The sequence below is a fragment of the Bacteroidota bacterium genome (genome assembly GCA_036522515.1).
Taxonomy (GTDB): domain Bacteria; phylum Bacteroidota; class Ignavibacteria; order UBA10030; family SZUA-254; genus VBOC01.
The window spans coordinates 1-13078 of record DATDFQ010000062.1 but is presented as its reverse complement, the minus strand read 5'-3'; the positions used below and the strand labels follow the sequence as shown (position 1 = coordinate 13078).

Sequence of the window (13078 nt, the reverse complement as noted above, 5' to 3'; positions counted from 1 at the left end):
GAAGGAAGTGATCGGGGCCAAAGGATGCTGTTTCCTGAGTCGGTGGATGACTACATCACCGGGGACAATCCCGTCCGATTCATCGAAGCGTTCGTGGAGAGCCAGGACCTCATCAAGCTGGGGTTTACTCATGCGATACCGGAAGAGACCGGACGGCCGCCGTACGACCCTCGGGATCTGTGCAAACTCTACATCTACGGATACCTGAACAAGATCAGGAGTAGCCGTCAACTGGAGCACGCGACATACAGGAACATTGAGCTGTTGTGGCTTCTGAGGAAGCTCCACCCCGATTTCAAGACGATTGCCGATTTCCGGAAGGATAACGCGGACGGGCTCAAGAAGCTCTGCCGGCAGTTCACCCTGCTCTGCAAGAAGATGGATCTCTTCGGAGGTGAACTGATCGCGATCGACGGGAGTAAATTCAGCGCTTCCAACCACAATAGTCGCACCTACACCACCGAAAAGCTCCGGCAGATGTTCACAAGCATCGACGAGAAGATTGCGGCATATTTTGCCCTTCTCGCTGGTGAGGATGAGGCGGAGGAAAAGGTTATCCCGAGTGCTCGAGCTAAAGAGCTGAACGATCAGATCGCCAAGCTCGAAGAACACAAGCGAGAGTTGGAGCGGCTGGAACAGATGCTCCTGGAGACCGGACAATCGCAGATCTCCCAGACTGATCCCGATAGCCGGATGATGCGCACCGGGACTCAGGGTGTGGACGCGAGTTATAACGTGCAGATTGCGGTCGATTCGAAGCATAAGCTCATTGTGGATCACGATACGACAAGCGACACCAACGACCAGAACCAGTTATCCCGGATGGCGATCAGGGCAAAAGAGACCCTCGGCGTTCAGACGCTTGAGGTGACTGCCGATGCGGGCTACTACAACAAGGCTGAGATCAAACGGTGCGAGGATGAGCAGATTACCTGCTACGTCCCGGAGCCGGAGAAATCGCAGAATAAACTGCTCGGTCTCTACACCGACAAAGACTTCCGGTATGATCCCACCCGTGATTGCTACATCTGTCCTGCATCTCAAGAGCTCACCTATCGATTTCAATCGACAAAAGGGGGCAAAGAGACGAGGGTGTACGAGGGGATCGTGTGTAAGGGGTGCACACTACGCTCACAGTGTACACGGAGTCAACACGGCAATCGTCGGGTGTACCGCTGGGTGGATGAACAGGTGATTGAGACGATGCACCGGAGAATGCTGGAACAGCCCGAAAAGGTGAAGAAGCGAAAGGAATTGGTGGAGCATCCCTTTGGCACGATCAAGCGGTCGATGAATCAGGGGTACTTTCTGATGCGAGGCAGGGCGAAGGTCTCGGCGGAGGTGAGTCTCAGCGTACTTGCCTACAATATTAAGCGTGTTTTGAACATCATCGGGCTTCCGAAACTGGTGGAAGCCATCAAAACGCTTGTGGGAGGTGCGGTGAGGAGCGTCTGTCATTTTTTTTGTTCCATCGATCCTCGGGCAGAGCAGATCTTCTAAACGAGGAGAAGTGTAAATCCCCACGTCAAAGTCTGATGAAACCCCTTTGGGGAAGTTCTCACACAGTCTGTCTGCGTGGGAACGCATAACGCGGCGCTCCGCGCCGCAACCCGACTCCGACGGGGATCGTTCCCCCTACTCCGCTCCCAGAACGCGCAATATCGCTGGCGCTACTCCTGTCAGATCGGTGATCCCCGCCAGAAATTCCTTCCTTGAGGCCCCCGCGGCGAGGAGCGGTACCGGGTTCCTCGTGTGTGTCTTCGTCGAGAGATCTTCCAGGTTCCCGTGATCGCTTGTGATCAACAGGAGAGTCGAATCCGGATCGAGCGTATCCATCACGCTCCCCAGGAGGCCGTCGATCATCGTGAGCGCCCGAACGCCCTCCTCCATCGACTGGCTATGCCCCGCATGGTCGGTCAGGTAAAACTCGAAGAGGACAAAATCATATGTTTGCGCCATCCTGGTCAGCCGCCTGCCCGCATCTACCGAGCTGATGAGCGGCATCGTGGGATACCCGAGCTTCGGCCACCGCGCATTGGTGATGTCGGCCGACAGGGCATTTCCTTCGGCGAGAGCATCGGCGTCGTGGAGCGCGTGACCCGCCATTGTCCAGGAAAGCGGTATGGCGGTCATCCGCCCGTTCCGCGTCTTCATATGATCGAAGTACAATTTCGGAAAGGCGTTCGCATAGAACCCGGCTTTTCCCGAGGCCTTGAGGCGGGTGAAAATGTTCCGGTCCTCCAGGAGGGGCTTTAGCGTGGAGTATGGGAAGGGCCCGAAATGCCTGCCGATCGTTTGCGCCGCGTTCTCGCCCGTGAGGAGGGCAACCTGTCCGGTCCCGCTTTGGGGCAGCCCGGGCACGCCCAGGGTGGCGTCCAGCGGCACCACTGAGACGCCGGGGGCCTCACGGTAGGGGTCTTCGAGATGGGGCAGATCTCCTCCCAGGAGCCTGCGGAACGCCACGAGCGGCGCTACGAAGAATGGATTGGACCCGGAGTCCTTCGCGCCGATGCCGACCCCGTCGAGGAAGAGCATCAGCACATGCGGCCTCCGCTGCATCACCCTTTCGGGGGAGACTTCAGGGCGGTGGCCCACGCCTTCTCGATGACAGGCATCTTCTCGCCAAACGCCGCTTCGAAGGCTTCTTCGATGGTCAGCGGCCGCTTGAACTGCAGCAACATCTTCTCGACTTTACCTTCCCCGTACCGGTCGATGAGGAATCGCGCCGTCGCCGCCAGCTTCGCGTGCACCTCGACGAGATCCCTGGAGTTTTCCGCGCGGGCGTAGTCTTCCGTCAGGTCGGAGAAGCTCGAGGCGTTGGCCGCCGCGGCAGGACCGAAGCGTAAGATGTCCTTGCCGGCATAGATTCCATAGACCTCGACGAGCCACTTCGGGCACCACTTGATCTCCGCGAGGATCGCCTCCGAGACCACCCGCGAGACCGGATCACGAAGCGCGGTATCGCATTTGAGAACGACTCCGACGTTGAAATAGAGCTTGCCGTCGCGGATCTCCCCGTCATCGTACACCTCCGAGCGCGAATCCGAGCGGAAACGGCCCGGCGAACTGAACCCGAAGACGTCAACTTTCTTGTGAAAGGAGACCCCGAGCCGCCCGGCGTACTGGGCATAGGTGAGTTCAAGCTGCTTCCCGAGTTTCCTGATATCTTCGGCCGAAACACCCTTGTCGTACCGGATGCGGTAGTTTGGCGTCGACTTGGATGAAAGCCCTTTGGTCTGTCCGGCCAGACTCCCCGCGAGAAAAACCGTGGCGAGCGCCGTTAAGAGGACGGTCATTCCTTGAATTCTACGAAGCATGATTCTTGCTCTCAATCATTATTGTCACGGGTCCGTTGTTTGTAAGTTCCACATCCATCATCGCCCGGAAGACGCCGGTTCGGACCCGGCCTTCTCCGAGCTCCGTTCTCAGATTCTCGACAAATCTCCCGTAGAGTTGCTCCGCCAACTCCGGCTTCGCAGCCTGAATAAAACTCGGACGGTTTCCCTTCGCCGTGTCGGCATAGAGTGTAAACTGCGATATCACGAGCGTGCTCCCCTCCACCTCTTTCACCGACCGGTTCATTTTGCCCTCCCCGTCGTCAAATATCCGGAGCTGGGCGCACTTCTGCGCGAGCGAATCTGCCGCCGCCTCATCGTCCGCCGCAGAAACCCCGAGGAGGATGAGCATGCCGTGCCCGATCTCATCATGGAGCGTTCCTCCGATTGAAACGCTTGCACGGCTGACCCGCTGGATGAGCGCCCTCATCCCAATGGGGCGAGCTGCCCTTTGACAACTCGAAGGATGCCGCTGTAATCGCGCACACTTTCAACCCCGGTAAATCCGGCTTCCGACAGGATCGACGAAACCGCAGCTTCCTGCCCGAACCCGACCTCGAAAAATACCCATCCACCCTTCTTCAGGAGGACCTGCCCGAGCGTCGAGATGATCCGGAAATACTCCAGCCCGTCCCCTTCGACCTGAAGGGCAAGCGGCGGCTCAAACTCCCGGACCTCCGGGGGAAGAGAAGCGATCTCGCCCGCGGGAATGTAGGGGGGATTCGAGACAACGTAATCGAAGCTCCCGGCTTCGAGCACCCCCTTGCCGGTTCTGATATCGTGCTCCATCAGTTTCACCCGGTCTCCGAGATCCAGCAACTCCACGTTGCGGCGGGCGAGCTCGAGCGCATGCGAACTGGCGTCGAGTCCGACGACCTGCGCGCCCGGAAGAAATTTTGCCAGACTGACTGCGATATTTCCGCTTCCTGTGCCGATGTCGAGGATTCGCAACACCCCTGCCGGAGACTTCGACGGCGGTTCCGACGGAACCCCGCGTGCCTGCGAAATCACCTGCTCGACCAGGACTTCCGTTTCCGGACGGGGAATGAGGGTGCGCGGGTCGATTTCAAGGTGAAGCCCCATAAAATCGGTGGAACCGACGATATATTGAACCGGCTCGTGCGCGAGCCGCCTCTTCAGATGCGACTTGAACTGTGCAAGCTGGGCGGCTGTGAGGAGCTTGTCGAAATTGGTGTAAAGGTCGATTCGGCGGCAATTGAGAACATGGCAGAGCAGGAGCTCGGATGTGAGACGCGGGCTTTCAAATTCCTTCGAAGCGAGATAGTCGGAGCTCCACCCGATGAGGGCGAGAACGGTCCATCCCTTTGTGTCAACAACGGTGGGATTCATTGACGATCCGGAGCGCATTTCATCGAACTGAAGATACAGAGTACGCGCCACATAAACAAGCCCCTTATTCTGTCATCCTGAGGGAGCAAAGCGACCGAAGGATCTCTTCCAAGCGGGGAGATCCTTCGCTTCGCTCAGGATGACAAACTGAGGCATTACCAGCTCTTGTAGGGGCGGGGCATGCCCCGCCCGGCGCAGCGGGTATCGCGATCATTCCGGGCGACGCATGCGTCGCCCCTACAACCTACGATAGCATCTTCGCCACAATGAGAGTTATGTCGTCGGACTGCTCGGTGCCCTTGTTATGGGCCATGATCCCCTCGACGATCGAGGAAAGAATCGTCTGTGCGGAATCCTTCAGGTGCAGTTTTACGATCGCCTCGAGCGGCTCCTCTCCCCATTCCTCCCCCGCCTCGTTCATCGCTTCGCTCACCCCGTCTGTGAAGAGCACAAGGACGTCACCCGGGCGGAAGCGCGCCTCCCCCTCCGTATAGGGCATCAGCGCCTTCATGATACCGAGGATGATGCCCCCTTCGGAGAGGCGGTCGATGGATCCGTCCGTATGGATCAGATAGGGAGGGTTGTGCCCCGCGCTCACGTATTTCATGGCACCCGCTTCGGCGTCGATGATTCCCCAGAAAAACGTGATAAAACGGTCCGCGCCGGTATTCTCGCAGATAAGATTATTGACCCTCATGGTCAGTTCCGCGAGCGGCAGCCCCAGCGGCACGAGCGCCCGGATCGTCGCCTGAAGATTCGCCATCAGAAGCGAAGCCGGTGTCCCCTTTCCCGAAACGTCTCCGATCGCGACGACGTACCGGGAACCCTCGAGCGAAATGACGTCGTAGTAATCGCCGCCGACAAGCTTCGAGGAAAGGTTTACCGCCGCCATGTCGAACCGCGGGATCTGCGGGAGCTTTGCCGGAAGAAGTCCGCGCTGGATTTCCTTCGCGATCTGGAGCTCGTCTTCCATCTTCTGTTTTTCGATGGCTTCGCGAAACAACCGGACATTCTCCAGCGAGATCACCGCGAGGTTCCCGAGCGACGAGAGCAGCTCGAGGTCTGCCGGGCCGTACCGTTCCCCCCTCATCTTCTCCCCGAGTCCGAGAATCCCCCTCGTCTTGTTTTGAAGCCGGAGCGGAACGATCACGTGGACCCCGAGCTCCTCCAGCAACTTCCGTTCGTGCGATCCTTCTTTCCTGTGGGGCGACGCGACCAGAAAGGGCTCCGTCACTTCGGCGAAATATTCGTCCAGTTCGGGTCCCGGACTCTTGTCGAGCCGGCTCGCGACCACCTCCATTTTCCCTCCGTTGAGCAGACTGAGGAAGTACTTGCTCGCCCCCACCTGCCCCATGATGGAAAACATCAGCAACCGCGTCAGCCGGTCCGCGTCGAGGACCGAATTAAATTCTTTGCTCAGCTCAAAAAGGGTGTTCAGTTCCTGCACCTTCCGGTCAAGCCGGCGGTTCACCTGGCTCAGCTCGGTGATCATGACCCCCTTCTCGATCGCGGCGGCCGCACTGTTCGTCAGCGCCTTCACATACGTCTTTTCCTTCGGGTTGAGTTTCTTCCTCCCCATGCCGCGCCCGAAGCCCGCGATCCCCAGGCATTTGCCCTGCGAGATGAGGGGAACGGCAAGATCGATATGGTGGTCCATAAGGTAGGTCAGCCAGGGCATCTTTGCGGCATTTTCCTCTTCAGGATAGATGGGCCGGTTGGGGACGCGTTGAAGAGCGAGCTCCTGCCCGACCATTTCCTGCGGCAGGCCCTTGACCTGCTCCACTGCGAAGAGATGGCCGTCCTTGCGGAGCATGATGACCCCCCGGGACGAGAGGAGCTTGCTCATGAGGGTGAGAAGGAAATGGCCGAGGATAAACTTCAGGTCGAGGGAGGAACTGACGACCGTGCTGAATTCGAACAGCGCGGAAAGGTCGAGTCCGCTTCCCTGCCGGGTACGCTCGGATTCGGGTGGAGCTGATTTTCGCGACTTCGGCATCGTGATCCCGCCGGTCAGTGGTTCGAATTACCGGACAGGAATTTGACGAGGTGGACTTCGTTCCGGCTGCCGGGGAGCGTTTTGTATTCCACCTTGTCCATCAGGGAGCGCATGAGATGCATGCCGAGGCCTCCCCGGCGGAACTGGCTGAAATACTTCTTCATGTCGGGCGTCTTGACGGATTCCGGATCGAAGGGCTTTCCCTTGTGGATGATGACGACCTCGAACCGGGTGTCGTGGGCCAGAATCTCGAGATCGATTCCTTTCGTCGTGGAGAATTCGTACGAGTGCTTGATCACATTCGTGCAGGCCTCGTCGACGGCAAGCATGATCTTTCCGGCGGCTTCCTCGTCGAACCCGAACCGAAGGGCGGCTTCGAAGATGAAGTTCCTGACGAGGTTCAGTTTCCCCGTCTGGCTCGGGATATGGAGGTGTTCGGTTTTCACGTTCATGGATGCCCGTTTACCGCTTGTGCGCAGAGGATGGTCCTGAGATCATTTCTTCAGGCTCGTGAATTTCTGGACTGCCTCCGCCTCATCCTTTGTGATGTCGTACAGGAGCGGAAACCCGAGCAGATCGAACACATTGAAGACCTTGGGAGACATGTTCGACAGTTTGATGTCCCCCTGATTCTTCCTGACGTCCTCGATGTAGGCCATGAACACACCCAGTCCGGCGCTGCTGATATAGGTCAGATCCTTGCAGTTCACGATGATTTTATATTTTTTTCCATCCAGAAGGTCCTGGAAGGCCTTTTCGAGATCGGGCGCCGTGTGCGCGTCCAGGTACCCCTTGAGGTCGAGAACCTGAACGTTTGACGACTCCCGAACATTGATTTTAAACGTACTCATGCTGCCCTCCTGTGAGAGATGTAGTTAGTTTGATTTTCCTGTCCACCGTAACACCACGAGGGTGAGATCATCCTCGGGCGGTTCATGTTGCATGTGTGTGTCGACTGCCATCACGATCGAGTCCCGCATCCCCACCGCCGAAGTCACATCGGCGGTCTGGATGACTTCCTCGAGCCGCTCGTATCCGAATTCGTCCCCGTTTTTCGGCCGCGCCTCCGTCACTCCGTCCGTATAAAAGACCGCATAATCTCCGACCGAGAAACGGACCGTTTCTTCGGCGATGGTCTTTTTGAAGAACATGCTGGTGCCCATCCCGAGCCCGAGCCCCGTCGGCTTGATGTACGAGGTCTTTCCTCCCGAGCGGAACAGCATCGGGCAATGACCTGCCCTGGCGACCGTCATCACGCCGCTCCGCAGGTCGAGCACCGCATAGATCAGGCTGATAAAGGAACGCTTGTCGATCGTACCGATCAGGGCCTCCTGCGCGCTTGCCAGGAACTTCGCCGGCGAGCGCTCGATCCTGCAGAGCGACTGGAAGATCCCCTTCATCTCCGCCATATAGAAGGCGGCGGAGACTCCCTTTCCCGACACGTCGCCCACCAGGATCCCCAGGTTGTGGTCGTCCAGCATGGCAAAGTCGTAGTAATCACCCCCCACTTCAAACGCAGGGGTCGAAAGGGCGTCGAGGTCCACCTGCACGAGCCCGGGAATCGACTGGGGAAGCAGCTTTCGCTGCATGTCCTGCGCAAGCATCATTTCCCGCATCAGCCGCTCCCGTTCCAGGGACTTCTCGATGAGCCGTGAATTCTCGATCGCAATCGTCGCCTGATCGGCGAACGCGGAGATCAGCTCCACGTCCTCCTTGTCGAACCCGAACTCCATATCCTTGGTCGCGTAGAGGATCCCCAGAACGGTTTCGTGAGAGAGCAGGGGAACGATCACCATCGAGCTGAATTTATTGTTCAGGTCCTTGAGGTGCTGCGTCCGCCGGTCCTGCCGGACGCTGTCGATCACGACCGGCTTCCGGAGGTTCAGGACGAGTTTGCGGATCGACTGCCCCTCCGACATCATGATCGCGTCGGTATCCTCGCGCGAGATATTCTTGAGAGCAACGGTTTCACCCAGATGGTTCGAATGCGCCCCTCCGAACGGCCCCCGGGGGGCGGGTTGCCCCTGGGTGAGATTGATGATCTCGAGCCAGGAGCTTTTCGCTTCGCACACTTCGAGCGTCATCTTGGTGACCGAATCGACGAGGTCGTTGAAATCGAATACCTGGGTGACGAGCTTGCTCAGGTTATGCAGGGAGGAGACTTCGGTGCTTTTCCGGTCGAACGCCTCCGCCGTCGGAAGATGGAAGAGAGTGCTTGCGAAGGTCATCCCGAAATAGATGGCTCCCCACAGCGTGACTCCCCGTACCAGCGCTACGAGCGGGCGGGAATAGAACGTCAGAGCCGTGCTGATCGACCCCTCCCCGAAAGCCGCGATGGCGAACGCGATAAACGCGCAGAACAGGATGAACCCGTAGCCCATGCTGAAGAGTTTTTCCCTCTTCGAGAGATAGACGATCCAGGAAAGCCGGAATGAATTCACGATCATTGCGATGATGGCCAGGACAAAGATGCCCATCGGCAGCTCCCCGCGCTCCAATTGGCCGTACGGCAGCGTGGAGAGCGCGCATGCGAGCAGAAGGCCCAGGAGGATCAGGAAGTTCCTCCGGCTTCCCTTCCTTCGCCGCGCCAGAATGAGGTCGCGCAGGATGAGACCGACGATCAGCATCGTCGAACCGACCACGACACCGAACACGTTTGCGAAGATCACCGCGTCGAAGCCGGTCGGAATCAGCGCCTCGTTTTTGACCTCGAAGGAGTTGGACAACGCGAACGAGAGAAGGCCGACGCCGAGGCCGACCGGGACGACCAGGATGAGTCCGAAGCCGAGCTTTTTGACCGCGCTCTGCTCCCGTTTCCAGAGAGATTCAAGGAGAAAATAGAGCGCGACGAACGCGCCCGCCATGAAGATGTGGCGCGCGGCGTTCAGCCACCCCCACTCGATGTCCACGCTCCAGTTGACGACATCGACGACGAAGACCGCGCCGAAGAGCACGGCGCAAATCGAGAGCAGAGCCGCTTTCTTGAGTTTCCTTTTGAGGGTGGGAAGTTCCATGCCGTTCAGATCTTGTTTCTCAACCAGCCGACCGACCGGAATTTGAGGAAGTTCATGGAAGTATAGGCAAGGACGTAGACCGGAAGGGCCAACCAGGCTCCCTTCACCCCTCCATGCAGGGTCACGCCGAAGACATACGTGAGGGGGAGGAAGATCAGCCAGTGCGTCACGATCTCGACACCCATGACGAACACGGTGGATCCGCCCGCCTGGAGAGCGTTCGCGAAAATGATTCCGGCGCCGTAGAACACCTGCGCCACGCCTGCGATTTGCAGGATCGGACGGGCCACTTCGATCACGCCGTCGTTGTTCGTGATGATCAAAAGCACCGCGTCCGGGACCAAAACGAAGATGATCCCGATCGCGATGGTGAGTATGGTCGTGAGCTTGGCGGTCTCATAGCCGTAGGCATGGGCGAGCTTTTCGTCTCCCTTGCCGATCGACTGGCCGACGAGGGTCTGTCCCGCGATCCCGAACCCGAAACAGGGCATCAGAGAGATGAAGAGCCCGGAGATGACCACCTGGCTTGCGGCCTGGTCGACCGTCCCGATGATTCCGGTGATAGCGACAAACACCAGGAAGCCGAGCAGGATAAGGATGTTCTGCAGGGAAACCGGCACGGAGATTTTGACGATTTGCGCAATAACATCCCTTGAGATCGAGAAATGAGAGAAGTACTTATATTGTTTTCGATATTTCGGGGCAAAAGTTACGCCCAAAAAGAACAGCCAGCCGAGGACCATGCTCGCCGCGGACCCGAGGCCCGCGCCCGCGAGCTCCATCCGGGGAAAGCCCAGCTTTCCGAAGATGAAAATATAGTTGAAGATGATGTTGAACACGTTGATGATGATGGCCGAGAACATGAAAATCTTCGTATGTCCGATGCCGTTGAAAAATCCCCGGTAGGAAACGATGAGCAGGAAAAAAGGGAGACCCAGAAACTGATACCGCATGTACCCGGCGCCCGCTTCCGTCACCGCATCATTCTTCGAGAAGAAGTCTATGATCGCGTGGGAGAAGAAGTGCCCGAGTCCGCCGAACACAACCCCAAGAATCGCGCAGACGACGAGCGAGTTGTTGAGAACCTCGCCGGCCGCGAGATCGTTTCCTTCGCCGTGGCGGCGGGCCGTCAGGACGTGCGTGCCCGTGCTGAGGCTCGAGAAGAGGCTGGTAATCGCCCAGGTGCCGAGGAAGCCAAGCCCGAGGGCCGCGAGCTGGACCTGGGTATCTTCCAGTCTCCCGACCATCGCGGTGTTGACAATCGAAACAACCATCTGGAAAGAAAGACCCGCGACGGCGGGCGTAGCGAGCGACAGGACTTCCCGGGAGAGCTGCCTGTTAAGTCCGAGCCGCATGCCGGCGAGTGCCGTCAAAATAAAAAACCCATTCCGGCGGGCGGATGGGTTTACTCAAACGCGATGCCCCCACTAGGCCGAGAATTCACTGATGTACCGATCGACGTCCCGGGCTTGCGGCGAGGTCGGGTATTCCGTTTTGAGGCGTTTCAGAAGTGCGATGGCCTTCTCTTTGTCCCCCGCCTTTCCATAACAGCGGGCTGCAGAGGTGAGATACTCCGGCGTGTTGATCTGGTTTGATACCATACCGGCGGCCTTTTCATAGCTCGCGGCAGCTTTTGCGTATTCTCCCTTCGCTTCATGACAGGAGGCAAGACCCGACTGGGCCGAGGCCTCGAGCAGCTTGTTCCCGCTGTTGAAGCTCTCATATTGCTGCATCGACTCGTCGTATTTCCCGAGGTTGTAGTAGGCGTTGGCGAGATAGAGACGGGCGATCTCTCCGGATTCGGTGTTCCCGTAATTCTCGACGATCGCCTTCAGCCCCATGATGCCGCGCTCCCGCTGTCCGTCGATCGCCTGCTGGAACTGGGCCGGGCTCTGCGCCTGATCGTACACTCCATAGACCCTCCCCAACTCCGTGGCGGCTTTCTCGTTGCTCGCCCGCCGGTTATTGATAAAGATCAGGGTTGCCGCGATCACCACGACAAGCCCCGTGATCGCATAGCTGACATACCGCTTGTTCTCGTAGTAGAAGGACGAGGCCTTTACGTACACATTCAGCAATTCGTCCTGCTTGATCTCTTTCTTGCTGATCTTTTTCTTTGGAGTGAGCATGAATCAACGTTTCCTTTGAATGATTTGTTGGTACCCGGTGTACGCCCGGCGCGATTCGAACGCGCGACCTACAGCTCCGGAGGCTGTCGCTCTATCCATCTGAGCTACGGGCGCGCTGCACCCACATTTGGTGGTCGGAGCGGAAACAACACGTCGAATAATGTAGCAAATTTTGGGCAGATTTTCAAACCCTGGCAAGGAACGTTAGTTTCGCACTATCTCCACGCGTCGGTAATGCCGTCGCTAGCTGATTCGGTAGCCGCAACCTTTAGGTTGCGCAAACGTGTACCCCGAGATTCGGTAGCCGCAACCTTTAGGTTGCGGGCCTTTTGCGGTCCACGACCTCACGAACCGCCTCTGCCGGGATGACCCCCTCGCGCACGATTGTCAGTATCCCATGCGAAACATCAACCACCGTCGATGGCAAATTTGAGGCCGGCTCGCCGGCATCCACCACAAGATCCACAAGGCCCCCAAATAGCGACCGGAGGCTTCCGATATCCCCGGGCCCCTCCGTCCCCGAGATGTTCGCGCTCGTTGACACAATCGGGACGCCGGTTTCCTTAAGTAGCCGCCGGCAAAAGTCGTTATCGGGAATCCGCACACCCACCCTCCCACCGCTGCCCGTAAGAAGCGGATGAAGATCCCATCTACTCTTGAAGATGATCGTCAGGGGGCCCGGCCAGAACCGCTTCGCAAGCTTGGAGGCAATAGGAGGAAATTCCGCCGCCAGCATATCAAGCATCGCTCCATCCTGAATCAGAACCAACGCCGGCTTGTCATCGGCTCGACGCTTGATTTCGAAGACCCGCTGAATCGCCGCCCCATTCAGGGCATCGCAACCAAGGCCGTAGATGGTATCCGTCGGGTAAAGGAGGACGCCTCCCTTTCGGATCACCTCCGCCGCCTTGCTGACGATTTCTGAAGCTACATTTCTCACTGGACTTCGCCGTTGCTTATAACAGTTTCTCCACCGCCTCTACCACCCTTCCCACAGGAATATCCAACATGCAGACAAAGGTCTTCACCGGACAGACATCGCCACCGTGAATACTGCACGGGCGGCACGGGAGGCCCTTCGTCTCCAGGACGACGTCACGCTCCCCGATCGGCGCGAATCCAAACTCCGGCACCGTGGCTCCGAATATCGCCACGACAGGCGTCCGGACGGCCACGGCAAGATGCATCGGGGCGCTGTCATTGCAAACAAGCGCGCGGCATCGCCGGATCAACTCCGCGGATTGAAGAATGGAG

13 protein-coding genes and 1 tRNA gene are annotated in these 13078 nt (G+C 58.2%); 1 reads left to right on the top strand and 13 read right to left on the bottom strand.

The genetic code is table 11. The annotated features are described in order from the left end of the window. On the top strand, nucleotides 1-1500 hold a 1500-nt coding region (locus VI215_13695), incomplete at its 5' end, for an IS1182 family transposase (GenBank protein ID HEY6193370.1). Between the two features lie 135 nt (nucleotides 1501-1635). On the opposite strand, the gene VI215_13690 is transcribed toward VI215_13695, so the two are convergent. The 13 genes from VI215_13690 to VI215_13630 form a co-directional block, all read right to left on the bottom strand. Next, nucleotides 1636-2559, bottom strand: a complete 924-nt coding sequence (locus VI215_13690) for an alkaline phosphatase family protein (GenBank protein HEY6193369.1) — start codon at nucleotides 2557-2559, stop codon at nucleotides 1636-1638. Next, complete coding sequence (locus VI215_13685) at nucleotides 2559-3296, bottom strand: hypothetical protein (protein HEY6193368.1); 738 nt, start codon at nucleotides 3294-3296, stop codon at nucleotides 2559-2561. Before VI215_13685 ends, VI215_13690 begins: the two co-directional genes overlap by 1 nt. Nucleotides 3297-3306: 10 nt before the next feature. Continuing rightward, entirely contained in the window at nucleotides 3307-3765 is a 459-nt protein-coding gene (gene dtd, locus VI215_13680; protein ID HEY6193367.1) for a D-aminoacyl-tRNA deacylase, read from the bottom strand. Continuing rightward, a complete protein-coding gene (prmC, locus tag VI215_13675; GenBank protein HEY6193366.1) occupies nucleotides 3762-4685 on the bottom strand; it encodes a peptide chain release factor N(5)-glutamine methyltransferase in 924 nt (307 codons plus the stop codon). Before prmC ends, dtd begins: the two co-directional genes overlap by 4 nt. A gap of 244 nt (nucleotides 4686-4929) precedes the next feature. Further along, on the bottom strand, nucleotides 4930-6681 hold the full coding sequence (locus VI215_13670; GenBank protein HEY6193365.1) for a SpoIIE family protein phosphatase: 1752 nt from the start codon (nucleotides 6679-6681) through the stop codon (nucleotides 4930-4932). Between the two features lie 14 nt (nucleotides 6682-6695). Further along, on the bottom strand, nucleotides 6696-7133 hold the full coding sequence (locus VI215_13665; GenBank protein ID HEY6193364.1) for an ATP-binding protein: 438 nt from the start codon (nucleotides 7131-7133) through the stop codon (nucleotides 6696-6698). Nucleotides 7134-7175: 42 nt separating this feature from the next. Then, nucleotides 7176-7532, bottom strand: coding sequence for an STAS domain-containing protein (locus VI215_13660; GenBank protein ID HEY6193363.1), 357 nt, complete (start codon nucleotides 7530-7532; stop codon nucleotides 7176-7178). A gap of 24 nt (nucleotides 7533-7556) precedes the next feature. After that, complete coding sequence (locus VI215_13655) at nucleotides 7557-9695, bottom strand: PP2C family protein-serine/threonine phosphatase (GenBank protein ID HEY6193362.1); 2139 nt, start codon at nucleotides 9693-9695, stop codon at nucleotides 7557-7559. A gap of 5 nt (nucleotides 9696-9700) precedes the next feature. Beyond that, the gene (locus VI215_13650) at nucleotides 9701-11068 is read right to left on the bottom strand and encodes an MATE family efflux transporter (protein HEY6193361.1); all 1368 of its coding nucleotides are present in this window, start codon (nucleotides 11066-11068) and stop codon (nucleotides 9701-9703) included. Between the two features lie 54 nt (nucleotides 11069-11122). Further along, complete coding sequence (locus VI215_13645) at nucleotides 11123-11824, bottom strand: tetratricopeptide repeat protein (GenBank protein HEY6193360.1); 702 nt, start codon at nucleotides 11822-11824, stop codon at nucleotides 11123-11125. A gap of 40 nt (nucleotides 11825-11864) precedes the next feature. Then, a tRNA-Arg gene (locus tag VI215_13640) sits at nucleotides 11865-11938 on the bottom strand. Between the two features lie 199 nt (nucleotides 11939-12137). Beyond that, nucleotides 12138-12764, bottom strand: coding sequence for an L-threonylcarbamoyladenylate synthase (locus tag VI215_13635; GenBank protein ID HEY6193359.1), 627 nt, complete (start codon nucleotides 12762-12764; stop codon nucleotides 12138-12140). 16 nt (nucleotides 12765-12780) lie between these two features. After that, on the bottom strand, nucleotides 12781-13078 hold a 298-nt coding region (locus VI215_13630; protein ID HEY6193358.1), incomplete at its 5' end, for a glycosyltransferase family 9 protein.

Excerpts from the sequence above, each read along its gene's own strand:
- VI215_13690 (HEY6193369.1), bottom strand. The coding sequence starts at position 2,559 with ATGCAGCGGAGGCCGCATGTGCTGATGCTCTTCCTCGACGGGGTCGGC.
- VI215_13685 (HEY6193368.1), bottom strand. The coding sequence starts at position 3,296 with ATGACCGTCCTCTTAACGGCGCTCGCCACGGTTTTTCTCGCGGGGAGT.
- dtd (HEY6193367.1), bottom strand. The coding sequence starts at position 3,765 with ATGAGGGCGCTCATCCAGCGGGTCAGCCGTGCAAGCGTTTCAATCGGA.
- prmC (HEY6193366.1), bottom strand. The coding sequence starts at position 4,685 with ATGAATCCCACCGTTGTTGACACAAAGGGATGGACCGTTCTCGCCCTC.
- VI215_13670 (HEY6193365.1), bottom strand. The coding sequence starts at position 6,681 with ATGCCGAAGTCGCGAAAATCAGCTCCACCCGAATCCGAGCGTACCCGG.
- VI215_13665 (HEY6193364.1), bottom strand. The coding sequence starts at position 7,133 with ATGAACGTGAAAACCGAACACCTCCATATCCCGAGCCAGACGGGGAAA.
- VI215_13660 (HEY6193363.1), bottom strand. The coding sequence starts at position 7,532 with ATGAGTACGTTTAAAATCAATGTTCGGGAGTCGTCAAACGTTCAGGTT.
- VI215_13655 (HEY6193362.1), bottom strand. The coding sequence starts at position 9,695 with ATGGAACTTCCCACCCTCAAAAGGAAACTCAAGAAAGCGGCTCTGCTC.
- VI215_13645 (HEY6193360.1), bottom strand. The coding sequence starts at position 11,824 with ATGCTCACTCCAAAGAAAAAGATCAGCAAGAAAGAGATCAAGCAGGAC.